This window comes from Pacificoceanicola algae, from assembly GCF_049341065.1.
In the GTDB taxonomy this organism is placed as follows: domain Bacteria; phylum Pseudomonadota; class Alphaproteobacteria; order Rhodobacterales; family Rhodobacteraceae; genus Pacificoceanicola.
Genome location: NZ_JBMPIX010000001.1, coordinates 1 through 21771 on the forward strand (window position 1 = coordinate 1; position 21771 = coordinate 21771).

Annotated in this window: 23 protein-coding genes; 3 read left to right on the forward strand and 20 right to left on the reverse strand. The window is 62.5% G+C overall.

Annotated features, from left to right (window positions below):
* Positions 1 to 324 precede the first annotated feature (324 nt).
* The 6 genes from pyrG to ACOYQJ_RS00030 all read right to left on the reverse strand — a co-directional run bounded on the left by pyrG (position 325) and on the right by ACOYQJ_RS00030 (position 6329).
* Positions 325 to 1971, reverse strand: coding sequence for a CTP synthase (gene pyrG, locus ACOYQJ_RS00005; protein ID WP_422903939.1), 1647 nt, complete (start codon positions 1969 to 1971; stop codon positions 325 to 327).
* Positions 1972 to 2568: 597 nt separating this feature from the next.
* Entirely contained in the window at positions 2569 to 2910 is a 342-nt protein-coding gene (locus ACOYQJ_RS00010) for an SWIM zinc finger family protein (protein WP_422903940.1), read from the reverse strand.
* 102 nt (positions 2911 to 3012) lie between these two features.
* Complete coding sequence (locus ACOYQJ_RS00015; RefSeq protein WP_422903941.1) at positions 3013 to 4725, reverse strand: transposase; 1713 nt, start codon at positions 4723 to 4725, stop codon at positions 3013 to 3015.
* Between the two features lie 152 nt (positions 4726 to 4877).
* The gene (gene secG, locus ACOYQJ_RS00020) at positions 4878 to 5249 is read right to left on the reverse strand and encodes a preprotein translocase subunit SecG (protein ID WP_422903942.1); all 372 of its coding nucleotides are present in this window, start codon (positions 5247 to 5249) and stop codon (positions 4878 to 4880) included.
* A 178-nt stretch (positions 5250 to 5427) separates the two neighbouring features.
* Positions 5428 to 5826 (reverse strand): DUF6524 family protein, encoded by a 399-nt coding sequence (locus tag ACOYQJ_RS00025; RefSeq protein ID WP_422903943.1) that lies wholly within the window; start codon positions 5824 to 5826, stop codon positions 5428 to 5430.
* Positions 5823 to 6329 carry a GNAT family N-acetyltransferase gene (locus ACOYQJ_RS00030; RefSeq protein ID WP_422903944.1) on the reverse strand — a complete coding sequence of 169 codons (507 nt, stop codon included), beginning with the start codon at positions 6327 to 6329 and terminating at the stop codon, positions 5823 to 5825. Before ACOYQJ_RS00030 ends, ACOYQJ_RS00025 begins: the two co-directional genes overlap by 4 nt.
* Positions 6330 to 6433: 104 nt before the next feature.
* On the opposite strand from ACOYQJ_RS00030, the gene ACOYQJ_RS00035 reads away from it, so the two are divergent.
* Both ACOYQJ_RS00035 and ACOYQJ_RS00040 read left to right on the forward strand, forming a co-directional pair.
* The gene (locus ACOYQJ_RS00035; protein WP_422903945.1) at positions 6434 to 7729 is read left to right on the forward strand and encodes an adenylosuccinate synthase; all 1296 of its coding nucleotides are present in this window, start codon (positions 6434 to 6436) and stop codon (positions 7727 to 7729) included.
* Between the two features lie 13 nt (positions 7730 to 7742).
* Positions 7743 to 7964 carry a DUF2842 domain-containing protein gene (locus ACOYQJ_RS00040; protein ID WP_422903946.1) on the forward strand — a complete coding sequence of 74 codons (222 nt, stop codon included), beginning with the start codon at positions 7743 to 7745 and terminating at the stop codon, positions 7962 to 7964.
* 404 nt (positions 7965 to 8368) lie between these two features.
* Here the strand turns inward: ACOYQJ_RS00040 and ACOYQJ_RS00045 are convergent, their stop codons facing one another.
* The 3 genes from ACOYQJ_RS00045 to ACOYQJ_RS00055 all read right to left on the reverse strand — a co-directional run bounded on the left by ACOYQJ_RS00045 (position 8369) and on the right by ACOYQJ_RS00055 (position 11924).
* A complete protein-coding gene (locus tag ACOYQJ_RS00045) occupies positions 8369 to 8530 on the reverse strand; it encodes a hypothetical protein (RefSeq protein WP_422903947.1) in 162 nt (53 codons plus the stop codon).
* Entirely contained in the window at positions 8500 to 9114 is a 615-nt protein-coding gene (locus ACOYQJ_RS00050) for a hypothetical protein (RefSeq protein ID WP_422903948.1), read from the reverse strand. Before ACOYQJ_RS00050 ends, ACOYQJ_RS00045 begins: the two co-directional genes overlap by 31 nt.
* Before the next feature lie 209 nt (positions 9115 to 9323).
* Positions 9324 to 11924, reverse strand: a complete 2601-nt coding sequence (locus ACOYQJ_RS00055) for a hypothetical protein (RefSeq protein ID WP_422903949.1) — start codon at positions 11922 to 11924, stop codon at positions 9324 to 9326.
* A gap of 139 nt (positions 11925 to 12063) precedes the next feature.
* Between ACOYQJ_RS00055 and ACOYQJ_RS00060 the strand changes: the two genes are divergently transcribed.
* Positions 12064 to 12750 (forward strand): thiamine diphosphokinase, encoded by a 687-nt coding sequence (locus ACOYQJ_RS00060; protein ID WP_422903950.1) that lies wholly within the window; start codon positions 12064 to 12066, stop codon positions 12748 to 12750.
* On the opposite strand, the gene ACOYQJ_RS00065 is transcribed toward ACOYQJ_RS00060, so the two are convergent.
* The 11 genes from ACOYQJ_RS00065 to ACOYQJ_RS00115 form a co-directional block, all read right to left on the reverse strand.
* Positions 12671 to 13606 (reverse strand): DMT family transporter, encoded by a 936-nt coding sequence (locus ACOYQJ_RS00065; RefSeq protein WP_422903951.1) that lies wholly within the window; start codon positions 13604 to 13606, stop codon positions 12671 to 12673. The two genes, ACOYQJ_RS00060 and ACOYQJ_RS00065, sit on opposite strands and share 80 nt — an antisense overlap.
* Positions 13607 to 13645: 39 nt before the next feature.
* On the reverse strand, positions 13646 to 14569 hold the full coding sequence (locus tag ACOYQJ_RS00070) for a DMT family transporter (RefSeq protein ID WP_422903952.1): 924 nt from the start codon (positions 14567 to 14569) through the stop codon (positions 13646 to 13648).
* Between the two features lie 136 nt (positions 14570 to 14705).
* Positions 14706 to 15635, reverse strand: a complete 930-nt coding sequence (locus tag ACOYQJ_RS00075; protein ID WP_422903953.1) for an AEC family transporter — start codon at positions 15633 to 15635, stop codon at positions 14706 to 14708.
* 50 nt (positions 15636 to 15685) lie between these two features.
* A complete protein-coding gene (locus ACOYQJ_RS00080) occupies positions 15686 to 16486 on the reverse strand; it encodes an MBL fold metallo-hydrolase (protein ID WP_422903954.1) in 801 nt (266 codons plus the stop codon).
* Positions 16483 to 17277 carry a TatD family hydrolase gene (locus tag ACOYQJ_RS00085; RefSeq protein WP_422903955.1) on the reverse strand — a complete coding sequence of 265 codons (795 nt, stop codon included), beginning with the start codon at positions 17275 to 17277 and terminating at the stop codon, positions 16483 to 16485. Before ACOYQJ_RS00085 ends, ACOYQJ_RS00080 begins: the two co-directional genes overlap by 4 nt.
* A gap of 96 nt (positions 17278 to 17373) precedes the next feature.
* Positions 17374 to 18393 (reverse strand): TonB family protein, encoded by a 1020-nt coding sequence (locus ACOYQJ_RS00090; protein WP_422903956.1) that lies wholly within the window; start codon positions 18391 to 18393, stop codon positions 17374 to 17376.
* Positions 18390 to 18785, reverse strand: coding sequence for an ExbD/TolR family protein (locus ACOYQJ_RS00095; RefSeq protein ID WP_422903957.1), 396 nt, complete (start codon positions 18783 to 18785; stop codon positions 18390 to 18392). Before ACOYQJ_RS00095 ends, ACOYQJ_RS00090 begins: the two co-directional genes overlap by 4 nt.
* Positions 18786 to 18787: 2 nt before the next feature.
* A complete protein-coding gene (locus ACOYQJ_RS00100) occupies positions 18788 to 19162 on the reverse strand; it encodes an ExbD/TolR family protein (protein WP_422903958.1) in 375 nt (124 codons plus the stop codon).
* A 36-nt stretch (positions 19163 to 19198) separates the two neighbouring features.
* Positions 19199 to 19837, reverse strand: a complete 639-nt coding sequence (locus tag ACOYQJ_RS00105) for a MotA/TolQ/ExbB proton channel family protein (RefSeq protein ID WP_422903959.1) — start codon at positions 19835 to 19837, stop codon at positions 19199 to 19201.
* Positions 19838 to 19988: 151 nt separating this feature from the next.
* Positions 19989 to 20738, reverse strand: a complete 750-nt coding sequence (locus ACOYQJ_RS00110; protein ID WP_422903960.1) for an ABC transporter ATP-binding protein — start codon at positions 20736 to 20738, stop codon at positions 19989 to 19991.
* On the reverse strand, positions 20735 to 21715 hold the full coding sequence (locus ACOYQJ_RS00115) for a FecCD family ABC transporter permease (protein WP_422903961.1): 981 nt from the start codon (positions 21713 to 21715) through the stop codon (positions 20735 to 20737). Before ACOYQJ_RS00115 ends, ACOYQJ_RS00110 begins: the two co-directional genes overlap by 4 nt.
* Positions 21716 to 21771 lie beyond the last annotated feature (56 nt).

Consider the following 21771-nt stretch of genomic DNA (forward strand, 5'->3'; position numbering starts at 1 on the left):
AGTTGTTCTCCATTGCAGATACCAGCTTGAATCACGATCAGCGCCCGGTGGAAATCCCTTTTGTCAACACGGCCTAGTTCTCCACTGAAGATCATCCGCATTCATCTCAGAATACGGTACAACAAACACGGTCTTTGGTTCCAGATCTTCCGGGATTGACGAATATGCATCTACCTGCGTCTGCACTGTCAGGCAGCCCGAGACAAATAGAGACGCGAAAAAGGAAGCGGCTAGTTTAATTGATAAGTGTTTCATGTCGCTCCAATTCTTTTGTGTGAATGCTGATCACTGTGTCGCAAACAGCCAATTGGCGCAATCCGATAATTAAACCAACCGCGATGCCTCTTTCGCCGCTCTTACAAAGTCCTTGAAAAGTGGATGCGGGTCAAAGGGTTTTGATTTCAGTTCCGGGTGGAATTGCACGCCGATGAACCACGGGTGGTCCGGCCATTCGACGATTTCGGGCAGGCTTCCGTCCGGGGACATGCCGGAGAAGCGCAAGCCGGCCTCTTCCAATGCCTTGCGGTACTTGATGTCCACCTCGTAGCGGTGGCGGTGGCGTTCGTCGATGTTGGTCGTGCCGTAGACTTCGGCCACCTTGGAGCCGGGAGTCAGCACCGCGTCATAGGCGCCAAGGCGCATTGTGCCGCCTTTGGCGTCGGTGACCTTGCGGTTGACCTTCTTGTTGCCCTGCACCCATTCCTTGAGGTGGTAAACCACCGGTTCAAAACGCTTTTCTCCAGCGGCTTCGTGATCGAATTCTTCCGAGCCAGCCTTGGACACGCCAGCCACGTTGCGCGCGGCCTCGATCACCGCCATCTGCATGCCAAGGCAGATGCCAAGATAGGGGACGTTGTGTTCGCGGGCGAATTGGGCGGCCTTGATCTTGCCTTCGGTGCCGCGTTCGCCAAAGCCGCCGGGCACCAGAATGGCGTCGAATTTCTCAAGATGGGGGGCCGGGTCTTCGCGCTCAAAAATCTCGGCGTCGACCCATTCGACCTTGACCTTGACGCGGTTGGCCATGCCGCCGTGGGTCAGCGCCTCGGCGATGGATTTGTAGGCGTCCTCAAGCTGAACGTATTTGCCGACGATGGCGACGTTGACCTCGCCTTCGGGGTTGTGAACGCGGTCGCTGACATCTTCCCATTTCTCAAGGTTGGGCTTGGGCGCGGGGGTGATGCCAAAGGCGTCGAGCACCGCCTGATCCATGCCCTCGCGGTGATAGGCCAGCGGGGCGTCATAGATGGTGGACAGGTCCTGTGCGGCGATCACGGCGTCGGGGCGGACGTTGCAGAAGAGGGCGAGCTTCTCGCGCTCCTTGGCGGGGATCGGCCCTTCGGAGCGGCAAACAAGGATGTCAGGCGCAAGGCCGATAGAGCGCAACTCCTTGACCGAGTGCTGGGTCGGCTTGGTCTTCAGCTCACCGCTGGCCTTGATGTAGGGCAGGAGCGTCAGGTGCATGAAAATACACTGGCCGCGCGGCTTGTCCTGAGAGAACTGGCGGATGGCCTCGAAGAAGGGCAGGCCCTCGATGTCGCCGACGGTGCCGCCGATTTCGCAGAGCATGAAGTCGACCTCATCCTCGCCGATGCGGATGAAATCCTTGATCTCGTTTGTGACGTGGGGAATGACCTGAATGGTCTTGCCCAGATAATCCCCGCGGCGCTCTTTCTCCAGCACGTTGGTGTAGATGCGGCCCGAACTGATGGAATCAGTCTGGCGGGCAGGCACGCCGGTGAAGCGTTCGTAATGGCCAAGGTCGAGATCGGTTTCGGCGCCGTCATCTGTCACGAAAACCTCGCCGTGTTCAAAGGGCGACATGGTGCCGGGATCGACGTTCAGATAGGGGTCCAACTTGCGCAGGCGGACGGAAAAGCCGCGTGCCTGAAGCAGGGCACCAAGGGCCGCAGAAGCGAGGCCTTTGCCAAGAGAAGAAACAACACCGCCGGTGATGAAAATGAAGCGTGCCATGCTCTGGGACCCCGTGATTTTTGCCTGAATTTCCGCGCTTGTACCGGATCGGTGGCGCGCTGCAACACGGGATTTGACTAATAGAGGATTCGGGGCAACCTGTCCAGATCATCGCTATATGATGTTGCGGGGCGGAGGCTTTTTGCAATTTCTTGTGCCGGGTCGGGGGGCTTAGGGAATGCCTTGACCTCCTTAGGGGCTTGGGGCTGGACAGAATGACTTTGCGTCAGCACGCGGATCTGGTGCCAAGACGGCAGGAATGAACCCCTCATGCGCCGGGCAATTGGATCGACGCGAATAGAAGATCCGAGAGGAAGGGTAGAAAGACGTCCGGCGCAGAACCCAGAGATGGTCGCGGGATTTCGGATCAGTCTTTAAGGCGGCGCCTGAAGCGGAATACCTCACGCAGCATGAAAACGCGATTCGGACTTTTGCTGACGGAAAACCAAGGGTTCTGATTGGAGGGCCATTTGGGGCGGACCTGCCAAAGCATTCAACGCAAAAGGGCGGCCATCGGGCCAGCCCCTTACGGCAAATGATGATGGGACGATGAGCGGCGTCGAATTGGCACCGTTCACTACGCCGAGAATTCACCAATCAATCATCGAGTGCTTGGGCGACCGACTTCTTGGCAGCGGCAATGCGCTTCTTCAATTTGTCCATTTCGCTCTCCAAGTCCTTCAAGCGGTCCAGTTCGACCTGGACGTCGCTGCCTGTCAAAATTGACGGCATGAGGTGGAGATGTTCAACATCTCCGCCGCTAACAACGTTTGTATCTCCTTGCAGCACCCCAAGACGATGCTTGCAGACCGTTCGCTTTGATCCAGCCGGACAGGTGCACGTGCAGGTAAGGTTATTCCCGTCTCTCGAAACATGAATGTGGTAGATTTCGCCAGTAGATGACGATGTGCACTCGAAGTGGAATTCGGGAAGATCCATGGCGGGTCCTTTCTATGAAGCCATGGATCAGATACTTCCGGCAGACATTTTCCCAAGGAATCAATTGCCAAGACGCGGAAAGTCTCGGATGTCGAGATCGCTTCACATGAAATCCCGCTCATAGACCCGACCACGGGCCAGACCGATGCGCATCGCAGGGATTTGCTTGTCGGCGCCGGGATCGCACCAGTTGTGGTAGAAGCGGTAGATCTGGACCATCTTTGCCATCATCTCGGGCTTGTAGAGATAATGCTTGTCCCAGACATGCCCGGTCGAGCCGGTCGATATCGCCGGGCGCGCAGCGAACCTGACATTCGAGCGGAACTTGTGAAAATACGAATCCACGCTGCGCAGCGTCGCGCGGCGCAGCAGGCGCGCAGCGGACATCGTGGAGCGCCTTGGCCGCCAGGTTGGTATGCGAACGACCTTGTTGGGCTCGGACTTGCGCGAAAACGCGAAGCGCTTGCCCTTATCCATGGGCCAGCCCGCCAAGAGCATGTAGTTGGCGAAATCGACCAGTTGCGCGTAGTCCTGGTTTGACAGCTCTCGGATGGCGCCGATGGGCGTGCCGGTCAATCCGGCCAGAAGGCTTTGACCCGCAGATACGACTTGGTTGCGCGCATCGTTCGTCATACCCTTGTCGAAGCTGACCACGGCAAGATCGGCACGTCGTTGCTGGATCTCATCCACGAAGGCCGCTTGAAAAGCCAGTTGCAGGCCTTTGTCGTCGTCCATCATGAGCAGAAGCGGCGCATCAGTGCCCGAAAGCATTTCGCGGAGCCGGAGCGCGTGCGCGCATTGCATGATATCGTAGCGCACCAGCGCACCTTCGTGCGGCAGCTGGTAGAGTTCCGTGTTCGGGATCTTCTTCTGCTTGCGAAGCTTGAACAGGTATTGATCGAACTCGGACTGCGTCCAGACGCGGGCGTGCTGGCGGAAGGCGACCGAGACATCCTCCTCATCGGCGGCCAGTGCCTGCGCCTCGGCTTGCTCCATGGTCATCGACGGGTCGAACTGGAAGGCCGCCTCCATGATGTAGCCTGAGCGGTGGTGGGCTGTGCAAAGGTGCTGAACGGCCACCGGAGTGCGCTTGCGCTTCGTGGGCCTGTTCAGCATCAGTGTCTGGCTGTCCGTCGCGAACCTTGACCCGACCTCCTCGAAATCAACCCGCCCGAAGTCTTCCCGCTGGGCGATGAAGCCCTGGATCTGATCGTGGAAGAAATCGATCTTGCCGTAGAGGTCTCGATAGGAAGTGTCGGTGATCTTGCAGATCTTCGAAAGCGAGACATCGTTGCACAGCATCTTGAAGATCACCCGGTTCTTGTCGCTGCGGAGATGACGCCGCGCCGGTTTGCCGACCGAGAATGTCTTCTTGCACAGACCGCATTGGAAACGGGGATCTCCGTTCGCCGTCTTGCCGTATCGACGATAGAACTCCGGGTGTGCATCCGGCGACATGCCGTGGGCGAAGCAATCCTTTGAGCGACAAGAAGGAACGGTCGGATCTAACTCTTGCAACCGCTCGAGTCGCTTGTATTCTTCCCAGACGGCCTTGTTATTCTTGATCCTGGCTGTCTTGTTGCAGGTCGGGCACTGGAAAAATTCCGCGTGCTTCGCGCCTGAAACTTCGCCACGCAAGACTCCCGGCGGAGCAGGCGGCGCGCCGTTGGGCCGCTTGAACGGATCGGGCGGCACGCCGTAGCTCGCGCAAGTCGGATTGCGGCAGAAGTTGAGATCGAGCCCCTCGAATGCGGGAGGCAAACGCCGTTCCAGTCCAGAATCGGCTGTCGAAGATATTTTCGAGAGATCCAGCACCTGTTACCTCCTTCGAGAGATCATTCAAGGTGCTGTTTTTGAGAAGAATGTTGGCCGCAGTGCGGCCAACAGAAGCGATTAAATCAACATTTGCCGTAAGGGGCTGGGCCATCGGGCCGCCCTTTGTTCACTGTTCTGTTGGCTGTTGGGCGTTAGTCTGCCCGGGGAACCAGCGGCGCGTCCGCGTCCGCACCCGTCGGCGGCGGCAGAAGGCCATCGGTTTCGAGCGGTGCCGGGGCGTCGGTGGTTTCCGCAGCGGGCGCCGAGGTGTTTCCGATCCGGTCGAGAATCGAGCTGCCCGAGGCGTTCCGCGCCGAGATGATGGTGAGCGAGATCGAGGTCACGATAAAGGCAATCGCGAGGATCCAGGTCAGCTTGCCCATGGCGGTTGCGGCAGAACGCTGGCTCATGGCGCCGCCGCCGCCACCCATGCCGAGGCCGCCGCCTTCGGAGCGCTGAAGCAGCACAACCCCGATGAGGCTGAGGGCGAGAAGCAGGTGGATGATCAGGATGACGTTTTCCATGGGGGCGGGCGCCTTTGGTTCGATGTTGGCGGGTATGTAGGGGAAGCGCGGGCGCGGCGCAACCCGGCAATCGCTTTGGCGCTGCGCTGGCGGACGGGGACGGCGCTCTTTGGCGCTTTGCGCAAAGACGCCCCGCCCACCGTCCCGTTGTGCGGCGTTATGATTTGCCGGGGTTCTGTCAGACCTCGTCGTCGTCCTGCACGTCGTACTGACCGGAGAGCTTGCGGCGGATGATCGACCAACTGAGGCCGACGCCCAGCACCAGAGAGAGCGCGAGAATTCCGACCCAAGTCATCAGTTTGGGGTCCGACAGATCGAACAGGCCATAATCCCAGAGCACCCAGAGGATTGCCCCCACCAGCGCCAGCACCAGAAGCATGCCAAAGCCGCCGATCGAGCGCAGCGTGGCGCGCAGGTAGATGACGTAACCGACAAAGAGCACCAGCCCAAGGAGCACTGCAAGGGGCAGTTGTTCATGCCAGCTGGTGGTCGCCCATCGGACGAAATTAAAGGGAGTCGGGTTGTAGGTGGCCGCCAGCAGGATCAAGGCGAACAACCAGCGTAAAATGAAACTCATGAGGCCTCCGGTATGGGTTTGCCCTGTTTAGCAAATTGCGGCGGCAGGACCAGACCGGATCGTCGCATGAAGGCCCGAGACAGGGTTTGCCCCGCGCGCGTGACGTCTTCGTGGTGGACCAGATCGAAGCCAAGCGCGGAAAAAGGGCCTTGGGCAGCGATGCTGGCGTGGGTGGTCAGTTCCGGCATCTTCTGGTCGCGGGCCTCGTCGAACAGCATGTAGAGAAGGGTGCGGAAGTGGCCTTGGCGGCGCGCCCATCGCGAGATGAACACCAGATCGATATAGCCATCGGCGCGCAATGCCGCAAAGGCCAGGGGGCGCTCGGCCTCGGCCAGGGCGACTCGTTCGGCGGACAGGCGTCTGTGCCATTCGGGGCCGCCGGGCGGCTCGGACATCCATGCGTGACGCTGTGCTGCACTATAGGGGCTGGGCGCGGCATGAATGGACTCGAACATCAACTGTCCAAGCGCGTCATAATCGCGGGAATTGGCCCATCGGTACATTTTGCCCCCATAAGCGCCGCATTGCGGTGTTTTTACGGTTTCGCGCGCGGCTCCTCGGATATATAGGGTGCCGGGTTTGAGGTCATCACCGAAAGGCTTGTGATATGGCGAATGTGGTTGTCGTGGGCGCCCAGTGGGGCGATGAAGGCAAGGGCAAGATTGTGGACTGGCTGTCGAGCCGGGCCGATGTGATCTGCCGCTTTCAGGGCGGACATAACGCCGGGCACACGCTGGTGGTCGATGGCAAGGTTTACAAACTGCATGCACTGCCGTCGGGCGTTGTGCGTAAGGGCAAGCTGTCGGTGATCGGTAACGGTGTGGTGCTGGACCCCTGGCACCTGATCAAAGAGATCGAGACGGTGCGCGCGCAGGGCGTTGAAATCTCGCCGGAAACTCTGATGATTGCCGAAAATACGCCGCTGATCCTGCCGATCCACGGCGAGCTGGATCGCGCCCGCGAAGAGGCCGCAAGCAAGGGCACCAAGATCGGCACCACCGGGCGCGGCATCGGGCCGGCCTATGAGGACAAGGTGGGTCGCCGGGCGATCCGTGTGGCTGATCTGGCCGACGATGCGACCCTTGAGGCGCGGGTGGACCGGGCACTGATGCACCACGATCCCCTGCGCCGTGGGCTTGGGATCGAGGCGGTGGACCGTGACGCGCTGATAGCTCAGCTGCGTGAAATTGCACCGCAGATTCTGAAATTCGCCGGGCCTGTCTGGAAAGTGTTGAACGAAAAGCGCCGCGCCGGACACCGGATTTTGTTCGAAGGCGCGCAGGGCGCGCTGTTGGACATCGACTTTGGCACCTATCCTTTTGTGACCTCGTCCAACGTGATTGCCGGTCAGGCTGCAACCGGAACGGGGATCGGGCCGGGGGCGATTGACTTCGTGCTGGGCATCGTCAAGGCCTATACCACGCGCGTCGGTGAAGGGCCTTTCCCGACCGAGCTTGAGGATTCGGATGGCGAGCGTCTGGGAGAGCGTGGCCACGAGTTTGGCACCACCACGGGCCGCAAGCGGCGCTGTGGCTGGTTCGACGCGGTGCTGGTGCGCCAGACCTGTGCGACTTCAGGTGTGAACGGGATCGCGTTGACCAAGCTGGACGTTCTGGACGGCTTCGAGACGCTGAAGATCTGCGTTGGCTACGAGCTGGACGGTGCTCAGCTGGACTATCTGCCTTTCGCGGCGGATGAACAGGCGCGCTGCGTGCCGGTCTATGAGGAAATGGAAGGCTGGTCAGAGTCGACCGAAGGGGCGCGCTCTTGGGCGGACCTGCCGGGGGCCGCGATCAAATATGTGCGCCGCGTCGAAGAGTTGATTGGTTGCCCTGTGGCGCTATTGTCAACTTCTCCAGAGCGGGATGACACGATCCTTGTCACCGACCCGTTCGAAGACTGACGAAAGGTTGGGAATGGCGCTGAGTTACAAATCCCGGAAACGCTGGTCGCTGGTTGTTTTGCTGATCGGATTGCCGCTTTACATCGTGGTGGCGGTTTCGGTTGTGAACTGGCTGGACCGTCCGCCTATTCTGGTGGAGCTGCTGGTTTACATCGTGCTGGGGTTCTTGTGGATGCTACCGTTCAAGTTCGTGTTTCTGGGCGTGGGCCAGCCCGATCCTGACGCCGATGAGTGACGGGTGCGGCGCTGTTTTGGCTTTGCCAAAAGGCGCCCCGCCCTCCGTCCCATGACCTGCTATTGAGGCAAGCTGAATAAGAAACGCCGCGCGTCCGGGCAGGAAACGCGGCGTTTCTTATTGTCACGTCGGCCCTATTTGGAAGGGCAGGTATAGGGCTTGGTCTGGAAGGCGAAGGGCCACATGGAATCCAGCGAGACATAACCGTCCGCAAGAGCTGTCGAGAAGGCGTTGCAGTCCTGAGTCGTCGTGCCTGTGCCAATATAAAAAGGCGATAGCGAGCCGACCGGGACGGTCAAGGGAAAGAAATTCCCCGTCTACGAATTGATTGACGCCGTCGCATGGCAGGAGTGACAAGAGGTGCTGTCGGTTTTCCACTGGCTGGGATCGGTGGAATTGAGCGCTCAGGCGAAGGCCTCCATCATGGAATGGGCAAGGATCGCCGGGTGGGTGCCATCGCCTCCCAAGGTATACCCGATTTGCGTGCCATTGGGCGAGTAGGCCTTGTAGCCTAATCCATCAATACCGCCCTTGGTCAGGACTTTGGTGATTTCGGCCCCGTCCAATGGGGCGTTTCGGTCATGAAAGCTTTGCGGATGTGCTGCACGCCCGGATTGTTGGTGAACTCAAAGGTCGTCCAGAACCAACTTGGCTCATCGCTGTCAAACGGATCGCGTGGCAACGCGCGCATCTTGGCCCACCAGTATTGCACATCCTTGTCGTCATCATCGGTGAATTTGAAAACCAGGGCGCCGTCCTTGATTTTCGTCGAGATTTGTCCTGCCAGAATATCGTTGCGGGTGACGAAATCCGGGTCGTCGCGCGGGGTATTCGTATAGGCGAAGTCCGGTTTGTCGGTGAAGGTCTCGGGGTCGGTGGCCCAAGCCATCCAGATCGGCGCGGTGCCGCTGTCCTTGTCGGTGTGGATGTCGGCCCCCGCGATCTGCTGATCGACCCGGGCAAACCACATCCATGCAACCTGTTTACGCCCCTTGAGATCTTCGCCGAAGGCCATGTCGGCGTAGGTCTGGGCAAAGACGTCGTCGTCCATCTCAAGCCAGTTGTCATCAAGCGTTTGGGACAGCGCAGGAAGGCCGAAGAGAGCCAAAGCAAGAAGACCCACAGCCGTGGTTTTGAGGGCAAGCAACATCACAGAGATCTTTTGGTGGAGTGTCGCTTCTTGGGGGGAATCGAAAAAAACGACATCTTAACCGACAGTTGCGCGAGTGAGCACCCGTCAATGTTTTGCAAGGCTAGCCACCTCCTGTGGGCAGGCATCGGCCAAAAGAAAACGGCGCCCGGATGGGACGCCGTTGTCTGTTTTTCTGCCTTTTGTGGCCGCGATCGAAATCGCGGGTGTCAGCCTGCCGCGCGGTTCGGTTTGAAGCTGATCCGTTCGGAGGCTGTAAAGCGTCCGCCCGAGGTTTTTTCAATCTTGCCGTCCCGCAGGAGCTGGCCAAAGCTGCGAAGGCGGTCTTCACGGCTGGATTCACTGTCCTCGGCCTGACGTACAGTCGACATCAGCTGCGGGCGCGAGAACTGGTCGCGGCCCTCGACGAAGGACATATAGGCCGCAGCCGCTTCCAGCAGGTCCGACAGTTCCGACGCGCCGACATTTTCGGCATAGGCGGCAAAGTCGCCACCGCTGACCGGCGCTTCGGGAGTCGGGGTTGCGACCTGACGCGGGGTGGGCTCGGCGTCGCGTTCGCGGCTGATGCGGCGCGGGCGCACTGGAGCGGTCGGTTCGGCGGGCGCGGCGGCTTCATCCTCGACGCGCTGTTCGGCGACCAGTTTGAGAGGCGCCGGGCGCTGTGCCACGGGGGCGTCTGCCGGACGCTCGGTGCGGGCGCTGCCGGGTTGCGGACGGCGCGGACGCACGACTGCCGAGAGATCCTCGCGGTAGGTCTCCATCTCTTCTTCGACCTGAGCGGACTTCCGACCCAACAGCTTGTCAGCCTTGGTTGCAGCCACGGCCGCGCGCAGATGTGCAATGGCGCTGCGGCGGCGGTTGCCTTCCGGCTCTTCCAGCTCTTCGTTGGTCTGGTCGAGGATGCGCGAGGTGTCGTTGTCCTCGACCTTTTGCTCCGTCAGCATGGCGCGGGCGGGGCTGGACATCTTGACGGCCTTGCGGACGCCTTCAACTGCCGAGCGGATATTGTCCTCGGTTTCTTCGCTGATGGCGGCCTGTTCGGCGCGGGCGTCCAGTTCATCCAGATCGGGCGCGTCGCCCCAACCGCGGGGCTTGGCAACCGGGTTGTCAAGGCGCAGCGGCGCAGGGGCTTCGGCGGCGGCGGGTGTATCATCCCAATCGTCTTCATCGTCCCAATCGTCGTCGTCCCAAGCGCTTTCGACAGGCGCGGCGGGCTTGTTCGGGGCCAGACGCAGGGGGGCGGGTGCCGGGGCCTCGGCGGCTTCAGCCGCGTCTTCCTCGTCGTCCCAGTCCTGCTGAGCGGTTTTGGATTGGGCGTGGAGCGGGGCTGCCACGGGCGCGACTTCCTCCTCGTCGTCATCCCAAGCGATATCGTCGTCGTCGCCCCAGTCGTCATCGTCGAAGTCACCAGCCAGCTCGGCCTTGACGGCGGCGAGTTCGCGGGCGAGTTCGTCTTCTTCTTCGGAGCTCAGGGAGCTGGTTTCCGCGCCAGGAACGGCTGGGATGGCGGCAGCGACTTCGGGCTCGTCATCGATTTCCTCAAGCTGACCCGAGGCGACAACCTTGTCGAATTCGGCGCGCTTGACCTTGACCACGCGGGCGCGCAGCGGTGCCGGACGGGTGGCGGGCGGGGGCGGCGGGGTCTGATCGACAACTTCGGGCGCCTCAATGGCGGCCTCGATATCGTCCTCATCTTCGTCGTCCCAATCCCAGTCGTCTGCTTCAGCGCTTTCCTCGGGCGGGCTGTCTTCGCCAGCATCGTCGTCCCATGCGGCAAAGGCGTTGTCGTCGCCGGCCTCATCCTCGGCGGTATCAATAAGCGCGGAGAGCGCGTCTTCTGCGTTGTCCGCGTCTTCGTCGTCGATACCGGCCATCAGACCTGCGATCGTGTCGGACAGGTCTGCGGGGGCCTCGACCTCTTCGACATAGTCCAGATCGTCGTCTTCGGACTCGTCCGCCTGAAGGGTGCCAAGGATGGCATCAAGCGAGCTGTCGCTGTCTTCAAGCGTTTCGTCTTCGAGATAATCGTCGCCCTCGTCCTCGGCGCCTGGCGCTTCGGCCACGACGGCGCGGATGCGGTCCAGCTTTGCCGCGACCGAGGCCGGATCGGTGAGGCGCGGAGCAGGCGCGCTTATCACCGGTTCAACCGACTTTGCCGCCGTATCGGGCAGCAAGGCGTCCAGGCTGAAGTCAGACCCGGCCTCGGGGGCTGTTTCCTCGGTCAGGTTGGCGGCGCTGTCCGCAGCCATCCCGGCAAGGATCGACGAATCGAAGGACATGTCGGCAACAGCATCGCTTTCCGGAGCATGCTCGGGTGCAGAGACCGTGGCAGCGGTCAAGGCAGGCTCGGAAGGGGTGTCGTCTGCATCCGGCAGGGACATTTTTGCGATGGCGTCGGCGGCGACGGCATCTGCCTCGGCTTGCGCCTGCGCTTCGGCCTCAGCGGCCTTGGCTTCGGCTTTGGCGGCTGCGGCCTCGATGGTGTCGTCATCGGGCAGGCTGGCAGCACGTGCCGGACCTGCGGACAAGGCGGCGGCCATGGCCCCCGAAGAAATCGCACCGGCGGCCAGCGCTGGTCGCAAAGTCAGTTTGCCATCGTGGCTTTCGGCCGCGATCTGCTGGCGCATCAATTCGCCTGCCAGTTCCGCGTCGAACTGCGGCGGCTCTGCGCCAAAGAATCGGTCTTCTCCAACAACGCCCCGAAAGAAATGGGTTGTTTCCTTGACGACGGCCAGTGGATCCTCGAACCCTTCTGCCGTACAGGAGAAGGTGCCGTAGGAGACCGTAAGAATCTTGCTCGAACTCACCATTGTGCTGCTCACTTTCATTCGCTCTGCAACAGTGTGTTTACCACGCCGTACAAGACGAAAGCTGACCGATTCTGTGCCCTGCAGGGTATCATTTCATGACTTGATTGTGGTCAGTTTCCTAAATTGCCATTAATTCGCCATGAAATCTAAAATTGTTCACGCCTTCGGGCCGGTTTTATTGGTTGGCGGCGGCGAATGCACGCATGACGTGTTGAAAGCCGCCGTTTCCAAGGCATCTGCGGTTGTGGCCGCTGACGGCGGGGCCGCGCCTTTGTTGGCGATTGGGGTGGTTCCCGAGGCGGTGATCGGCGACATGGATTCGCTCGATCCGGCTTTGCAAGCCAGCCTTCCACCAGGAGTTTTGCGCCGGATTGCGGAACAGGACAGTACCGATTTCGATAAATGTCTTCGCAATATCTCGGCGCCGCTGGTGCTGGCCTATGGGTTTCTGGGCGCGCGGGTCGATCACCAACTGGCTGCATTGACCGTGTTGTGCAACCGTGCGGACCGCCGTTGCGTTGTGGTGGGGACCGAGGATGTGATCGTGCTGGCGCCGCCCGAACTGACGCTTGATCTGCCCAAAGGCACCCGGTTTTCGCTTTATCCCATGGGCAAGGTTCAGGGCCGCTCGGAGGGGCTGCGCTGGCCGATCGACGGGCTGGTGATGTCGCCGGACACGCGTGTGGGAACTTCAAACGAAGTGGTCGGCCCGGTGCGCCTGTCAGTCGAGGCGCCGCGCATGTTGCTTATTCTGCCGGCGGCGTGCCTCGAGGCGTTGCTTGAGGGACTTGCCGCAGCGCCCGGTGGGTGGCCCGTTCGCGCATGACGACATACAGCCCGGAACCAATGGTGATGGCGATGCCAAGTGCGGCCAGCGGTCCGGGCAGATCGCTGAACAGCATCCAGCCGATCAGGGTGGCCATCGGAATTTCGAGATATTGCATCGGCGCAAGGGTCGAGGCGGGCGCATAGCGCAGCGACCATGTCATCAGAAGATGCGCAAAGGTGCCCGCAACCCCCATGGCGGCGATCAGCGCCGAGCCCTTCGTGCTGGGCGGGGTCCAGTCCAGCGCGCCGCTTGCCGGCGATAATGCCATCAGCGGGATCATGATCGCCAAAGCGATCAGCGCCGAGACCGCCTGCATCCCGATGGGGTCGGTTTCACCCGCGATGCGCCGGGTGACCAGCATAAAGGCGGCAAAGATAAAGGCCACGGCCACCGGCAGCAGCGCGGGCCAGCCGACATCGTCAAAGGCGGGCTGGATCACCAGCAAGGTGCCGGAAAACCCAACGGCGCAGGCCGCCAGACGACGCCAGCCCACCTCCTCGCCTAATATATAGTGGCCCATCAGAAGCAGGATGAAGGGCATGACGTAGGCAATTGCGATGGCATCGGCCAGCGGCAGGTACAGCAGCGAGGTAAAGACCGTCGCGATCCCGGCGATGTGCAGCAGTGTGCGCAGGGAAACCAGCGTGGCGATCCGGCGGGTCATGCGCATGGACCGCCGCGTGAACAGCGCAAAGGGCAGCAGTATCGCGGCCTGAAAGGCAAAGCGCAGGGTCACAAGCTGGCCAACGCCCATCTCGGGCCCCAACAGCTTGGCCAAAGCGTCGGCAAAGGGTGCCAGCGCGCAAAAGCCCAACATCAGGGCAATACCAAAAAGCGGGCGGTCGGTGTTCATGGTGCCAAGGGTAGGGGCGCAGTGCCGCGCCCGCAAGCGCTAGACCGGGGGCGTCGGCGCCGTGGCCTCGCGCTCGAGCCGGCGCTCGCGCTGGATGATATAAAGGCCAGAGCCGACAATGATGGCAATCCCGATCCAGGTCAGTGGCGTCGGGAAGTCGGAAAAGGCGAAATAGCCGATCACCGTGGCTCCGACGATTTCAAGGTATTGCAATGGCGCAATGATCCCGGCAGGGGCAAGGCGCAAGGCCTTGGTCAACATCAGGTGCGACAGGGTTGCGATCACGCCAAGGCCAAGCAGCGTCCAGACGGCTTTGCCCTGTGGCATGATCGGATCGAACAAAGCCGATCCACTGCCGTTCATCAACATCAGGGGCGGCAGGATCATCAGGCTGGCGGCCAGCGCGGTGTGGGCTTGCAGGACAATCGGGTTCACACGCTGGCTCATGCTGCGGGTGAGCAACATGTAAAGCGCGAACAAAAAGGCGGTGCCCAGCGGCAGGGCAGCAACCAGACCCAGATCGGAAAAGCTGGGACGGATCACCAGCAGTGCGCCGCCAAAACCCACAGCCGAGGCGGCAACCCGGCGCCAACCGATGGGTTCACCCAGAAAGACGGCGCCAAGAAGGGTCAGGATGAATGGCTCGACAAAGAAGATCGAGATAGCGTCGGCAATCGGCATGAAGCGCAGGGCGGTGAAAAAGCAGCCGGTCGCGGTCAGCAGCGCGGCGGCGCGGGCAAGGTGCAATCCGATATCCTGACGCGACACCGCGATGGACAGCCCTGCCAGCAGGGCCACGGGATAAAGCAACAGCACCTGAATCGAAAAGCGGGCGGCAAGAACCTGAGGGATCGGCACCTCGTGCGGGGTGGCCTTGGCCATTGCGTCCATCATCGGGGCCAGAGTGCAGAAGGCCAGCATGAAAAGAATGCCAAGGGTGGTCTGGCCTTGAGGCTTGGTCATCTTGGGTCTCACAGCGCTGTGCGGGATCGAATGCGCCGCCTATTGGCGCGTTGGCAAATGACTATGTGCAAAAAGAAGAAGGGGAAAGGCTTGTTCTTCGCGGGGTCATGAAAACCCTGGCGCACCGCGGCGCAGCTTAGGGCAGGATCGACAGCCAGACCCAGGCGGTGATCACCGAAAGGGCCGTAGCAAAAAGCACACCCGAGGCGGCGACGCGGCGCGCGCGGCCGTACATATTGGCAAAAACGTAGGTGTTGATCCCCGGCGCCATGGCAGCCGTCAACACCGCCGAGCGGAAGGCTTGGGTGGACAGCCCGGTGATCGTGCCAAGCGTCCATGTGATCGTCGGGTGCAGGATCAGCGAGATCGCGCAGATATAGGCGATCACGCGGAAATCGCCCTGCGGTTTGTACCGGCACAGCACGCCGCCCATCCCGAACAGCGCGGCGGGCAATGCAGCGCGGATCATCATATCCAGCGCATCGGTGACCGGCGCGGGGATGGCGACGTTCGTGATATTGGCGATCACGCCCAGACCGATGCCGATCACCAGCGCATTGCGGAACATGGCGCGCAGCACCTTTGCGGGCAACTCCCGGGCCGGTGCGCCCTTGGCGCGGGCGATCTCCATAGCGGTGATGCCGATGCCGTAGCAAAAGGGTGAATGGATCGCGACGATGACATAGTTCGCTTCCAGCGCGCTTGTGCCATAGGCGCGTTCGGTCATGGCCAGACCGATCATCACCGAGTTTGCGAACAGGCAGCAAAAACCAATGGCCACCGCGTCTTCCCAATCGCGCCCAAAGAAATAGCGCGCGCCCAGCAGCCCGGCGGCAAAGCCCGTAACCGAGCCGGTATAGAACGAGACCAGCAGCCATGGGTTGAAGTCCGGGCCAAGCTCAAGCGTCCAGATGGCGCGGAACAGCAGGCAGGGGATGGCAAAGCTTTGGGTAAAGCTCATCAGCCCATCGACGCCAGCATCCGAGAACCAGCCACGCCAGACCGCGCCGTAGCCTGCGCCAATGACCAGAAAGACCGGGAGGATAACGTCGAGTAGCGCCTGCATGTCAGCTCGCCTGAATCGTTAAGACGTGGTGCCGAACCGGGCGCGCCGGGTCAGATGTCATAGCGCAGAACCATGCCGTCATAGGCGGGGGTGACGTGATCGGGGGTTTCGGCCTCGACGGTATCGTAATCGAGATCGTTGTGCATGTTGGTCAGCACCGCGCGTTTTGGCCGGGCGCGTTCAATCCATTCAAGGGCAAGGTCCAGATGGGCGTGGGTCGGATGCGGTGCGCGGCGCAGCGCATCCAGGATCCAGCAATCGAGGTTGGACACCTGCTGCCAAGCGTCGTCGTTCATCTGCGCCACATCAGGCAGATAGGCCACGTTCTCGACGCGAAAGCCCAGGGCGTCGATGCTGCCGTGGTTGACCTTGAAGGGGCGCAGGGTGATCGGGCCGCCGGAGCCGTCGATTGTAAAGGGGCTATTGATGGTGTGCAGGTTCAGGATCGGCGGATAGGGCGACCCTTCGGGCTGAACGAAAGCATAGCCAAAGCGCGACAGCAGGTCGTTCTGGGTATCGCCATCGGCCCAGACGTTCAGCCGCGCCTTGTTGTTGAAAACCACTTGCCGCAGATCATCCAACCCATGCACATGGTCCGCATGGCTGTGAGTCCAGGCCACTGCGTCCAGCGTGCCAATGCCGGCGTCGATCAACTGGGCGCGCATATCGGGGCCGGTGTCGATCAGGACGCGGGTGGTGCCCTGCGCCTCGGCCCGTTCGATCAACAGCGCGCAGCGGCGGCGGTTGTTTCTGGGGTTGGTCGGATCGCATTCACCCCAGTTGCCACCCAGTCGCGGCACCCCACCAGACGAGCCGCAGCCAAGAATGGTAAAGCGTAGCTCGGTGCTCATGCTGGGCTCCATGCGGCGGCCTTGGCAAAAAGGCGGTCAAAATTGGCTTCAGTCGCCTTGGCGAAGTCATCGTAGCTCAGGCCAAAGGCCTCGGCGCCGACTTTGGCGGTATTGACTACATAGGACGGCTCATTGCGCCTTCCACGGAAGGGCGGTGGCGCAAGGTAAGGGCTGTCGGTTTCCACCAGAATGCGGTCCAGCGGAGCTGCGGTGAAGATATCGCGCAACTCCTGGCTTTTGGGGAAGGCGGCGATGCCGGACATCGAAAGGTAAAAGCCAAGATCCAGTGCCGCGCGGCCCAGCTCGGCCGAGGAGGAAAAGCAGTGCATGACGCAGTTGTATTCGCGCGCCCTGAAGCCTTCGGTCAGGATGCGGGTCATGTCATCATCGGCGGCGCGGGCATGGATGATCAGCGGCAGGCCGGTTTCCTGCGCCGCCTCGATATGGATGCGCAGCGACGTCTTTTGCACCTCGGCGCTTTCGGCGGTGTAGTGGTAGTCCAGCCCGGTCTCGCCGATGCCGACGAACTTGGGGTGCTGCGCCAAGGCGACCAATTCCTCGACCGAGGTCAAGGGCTCTTCGGCGGCGCTCATCGGATGGGTGCCTGCGGCATAGAACACGGGGGCATTGGCCTCGGCGATGGCGCGGACCTGCGGTTCGTTGCGCAACCGGGTACAGATGGTGACCATCCGGTGCACCCCCGCATCCAGCGCGCGCTGGATGATCTGCGGGCGCTCCTCGTTGAAATCGGGAAAGTCGAGGTGGCAATGGCTGTCGGTGATCTGAGTCATGTCGCGTCCTTTGATACCAAGGGAGGTATCGGCGGGCGCGGGAAGGGTCAAGCCGGGGGCGGTGAAAGCCGGCACAGATCGCGCACCGCGCCAGTCTCAGCGCTTGAAATTCAGCGGGATCGCGAAGTGATAGCTGGCATCGCCCAGGGCTGCGGGCGCGCGCGGGAAACGCGCACGTCGGGCAGCGTCGAGCGCGGCTTTGTCCAGTGCGGCGCTGCCCGAGGATTGGGTCACGCGAGCGCTTTGCAGCCTGCCTTTGGGCGACAGTGAGATTTGAACCTTGACGGCGCCCTGGTCACGGGTGCCGCGCGGATAGCGCTGGGCGCTGGCCATGGCGCGGCGGATCTGCGCTTGCCACTGCGCCTGTGCCTGACGGATCGCCGATTTGCTGGGACCAGAGGCGGGCTGCGGCTTTGTGGCGGGATTGGCAGCCGTCTTGCCGCCACCACCGCCAGCGGCGCGCTGGGCAGGGCGGGCGGCGGATTGCGCCTTGGGTTTCGGCTGTGATGAAGGGGTCGCCGAGGGCGCCGGTGCAAGGGTCTCGGGGCGCGGGACCGGGCGGCGCGAGTGTGCCACCGCCATGGGAGAGCTGGCCGGGTTCGTATCGATCTGCGGAACGTCAGGTGCTTCGGGCGCGCTGGGGGCCTGCGGCAGGGCCAGCGCCTGTGGCCCGGCCAAGGGGGGCGCTTGCAGTTGCATGCTGGGCAACGGCCTGTCCGGCGATTGCGGCGCGGACAGGTTTTGCGGCGATTCTCCGGTCATCCCCGGCGGAGTGGGCAGACGGGTATCGAACTGCGGGGCGTCTTCGGCGCTGGGCTGTGGGATCAGTTGCGGCGCGGCTGTGGCACGCGGCGCCTGCGTGTCTGCGATGGGCGGCGTCAGGGCAGCGGTTTCCACGCTTGGCGCGGTCAGTTCTGGTGTCTCGGCGATTGTCGGGGCGCTGTCCCATTGCGCCACAAGATCAGAAAGTTGCTCGGGCGCTGCGGCCAGCGTGAAGGAGGCTTGCCCACCGTCGCCGCCCCCGGCCGCGCCGCCGGGCAGATCGGTCAAGTTCAAAACCGCCACATGCAGCCCGCCCGCGAGGGTCAGGAAGGTGAGCCCTTCGAGCAGCTTCATTGCGCGGCCTCAAGAGTGACAAGGGTGATGTCGCTGGCACCAAGTGCGACGAGGGCGCTCAGGGTCTTGGCCAGTTCTGCGGCGTCGGCGCCCCCATCGGCATGAAGGCGAATGGGGCCAGCGCTTTGGGCCGCCTCAAGCGCGATCTGCCCCCGCGCCGCACCGTAGGCAATCTCGCCTGAACGCGACAGATAGAGTGGCAGACCGGGGGCGGGCTGATCGCCGCTGGCGGCACTGGGCAGTTCGATTGAAAAGGGATCGGGCGGGGTAATCTGCGCCGTCATCAGAAAGAAGGTCAACAGCAGGAAAACCACGTTGATCATGGGCACAACGGGTTCGGCCCGCTTTAGCAGCGGGGCGGGACGGTGCAGGATCAGCGAACGGCGGCGCATTGTCACTTTACCACCGCGACGTTGGTCAGACCGGCGGCGCGCAAGATGCCAAGCGTGTCCACAAGGCGCTGTACATCGGCGCCCTCGCGGCTGCGCAGGATGATGGTGTCAGCAGGGCTTTGCATCAGCGGGGCAAGCGCCTTTGCAAGATCAGTGACCGCCACACCGTTCAGCAGCGTTTCATCCGGCAGCAGGGTGATCAGACGCGGCGGGCCTTGCCACGGCGCCCCTGTACCGCCCGCCAGTTGCAAAGGCAGGGCCAGCGGCGTGCCAAAGCGCGCAGCCAGCATGAAGAACACCAGCAGCAGAAAGACCACGTCGATCATCGGCGTGAGCGAGGGGCGTCGGCGCTGCGGTCTTGTGGGCAGGTTCAGCATAAGCGGGGTCTGGCCTTGGTGGCGGTTGCGGGGGCGTCAGGCGGCTTGGGGTTCCTCGGTGGGCAGGGCCATGGTGAACAGCCGGGTGGCAAGGTCTTCGAGATCATGGGCAAGACTGTCGGACAGGCTGTCGAACCACGACAGCCCGATCGAGGCCGGGATCGCGACACCCATGCCCGCAGCGGTGGTCAAAAGCGCCTCCCAGATGCCGCCCGCAAGGGCGGCAGGATCGGCGCGGTTGCCGGTTTCCTGAAGCGCCTGAAAGGCGTCGATCATCCCAAGAACGGTTCCGAGCAGGCCGATCAGCGGGGCGATGGTGATCACCAGATCAAGTGCACGCAGACCGGTACGGGTTTCCATCAGGGCGGCGCGGGCGACGCGGGCGGCCTCGTCTCTTGCATCAAGGTCGGGCAGGGCCAGACGCGCCTGCATGGCGGCATGCAGGGTGCGAGCGCGCAGGCCGGGGCGGTTTTGCAGCAGCGCGATGGCGGCCTCGGTTTGGCCATCGGCCCACAGACCCAGCGCCTCTTCAGCGCGGTGACGGCGCCAAAGGCCAAGCCGCCAGAGTCGCCAGACCTTCCACAAGATCAGCGCCAGCGTGAGGACCGACAGCGCGGCAATGGCCCAAAGGGCCGGGCCGCCGCGGTTCAGGAACTCCGTGATTTGGGTCAGCATGGCAGGGCTCCGTTTCGGGGCTGCGCGCCGCGTTCAGTGGGCAAAGCCCACGGCGCGCAAATTGGCGGCAACTTGATCTCATGATTCTCGCCGTGGTGCACGGCGCCGGGGACAGCCGGGCGCGGGCGGGCGGTGATCCGCTGAAGATGGCTCATGTCAGGCGCTCCAGGGGTTGCAAAAACGGGCCTTCAGGGGTGTCGTGGATGCGGGCGCGCAGGTGAAATGTCTGGGCGAGGTTCTCTGGCGTCAGCACCGATTGCGGCGGGCCGTCGGCCTTGATCTGGCCGCGGTCTATCAGGATCAGACGGGTGCAAAAGCGGGCCGCCAGCGACAGATCGTGCAGCGAAAGCAGAACCCCACGGCCTTCGCGGGCGAGGTCCTGCATGACCTCAAGCGTGGCCAGTTGCGCGGCGGGATCAAGCCCTGCGATGGGTTCATCCGCCATCAAAAGCGGGGTGTCCTGCGCCAATGCCCGCGCGATCAGCACGCGGGCTTGCTCACCTCCAGAGAGCTCGGTCGCGGGCCGGTCGCGGTGCGCATCCAGCCCCATGCGGGCAAGTGCATCCTGAATAATCGCCCTGTCTTGCGGCGTCGGTTTGCGGCCATGCGGCAACCGACCAAGCGCGACCAGATGCTCGACGGCAATCGGCCAGGCGATCTCGCGCGATTGCGGCATCCATGCGGCTAGACGGGCGCGTTCGTGCGGTTTGAGAGTGCTGATGGACGAGGTGCCTTCGTGCGGCAACAGTCCCAGCGCGGCGCGCATCAGGGTGGTCTTGCCCGCGCCATTCGGGCCGATCAGGCCAACGCAGTCGCCGGGCGCGATGGTCAGCGAAACCCGGTCCACAACCGGGCATTCGCCGCGCCGTACAGTCAGGTTGTTCAAGGTGAGAAGGGTCATCCCATTTCCCTCCGGGTCTTGTAGATCAGGTGGAGGAATAGCGGCGCTCCGACAAGGGCCATCAGGACCCCCAGTTTCAGGTCGCGGTCCGGCAGGATCAGACGAGTGGCGATATCGGCTGCCAGCAACATCGCGCCGCCGCCAAGCGCCGAGGCGGGCAGCAATCTGGAGGGTTTATGGCCGGTCAACGGGCGCAGCAGGTGCGGCACCACAAGGCCGACAAATCCAACGGCCCCCGCCACGGCGGTGCCGGCGCCCACGGCGGCGGCAATCCCGATCAGCAGCCGCAAGCGGATTGCGGACAGCGAAATCCCCATGCTTTCTGCGGCATCTTCGCCAAGGGTCAGGGCATCAAGGCCGCGGCCAAGGGTCATCAGCAGCGCAAGTCCGGCAAGGATCAGAGGCGCGGCAAGGGTGACATGGCCCATGGACCGGTCGGCGACGGATCCCATCATCCAGAAGATGATCTCGGACGCGGCATAGGGGTTGGGTGACAGGTTCAGCACCAGCGAAGTCAACGCGCCCGCAAGCGCCGAGATCGCAATGCCCGCAAGGATCAGCGTCAGCGACGCGCCGCGCGGGCCTGCCAAGATCAGGATCAGGACGACAGCGGCAAAGGCAAAAACAAGTGCAGCAAACGGCAGCGCAAGGGCAAAGCTGGCGGCAAGGCCGGTTTGCAGGGCGATCACCGCCCCCAACGCGGCAGCGCCCGAGACTCCGATCAGGCCCGGTTCGGCCAGAGGGTTGCGCAGGTAGCCCTGCATCGCAGCGCCCGACATGCCAAGCGCGGCACCGATCAGTAGTGCCAGAAGGGCGCGGGGCAGGCGGATTTCCTGCATGACCATTTGGTACAGCGGATCGCCCTGACCGATAAGTCCTAGCAGCGCGTCGCCCAGTGGGATCGGACTGTAGCCGATCAGCAGCGAAGAGAAGAACAGCGCCAGCGTCAGCGCCGTGAGGGGCAGAAGGGCTTTCATGTCTCTGCCCCCGAAAAGACGGACACTGCGCTTTGCGCGGCACCTGGGGGGTGAGG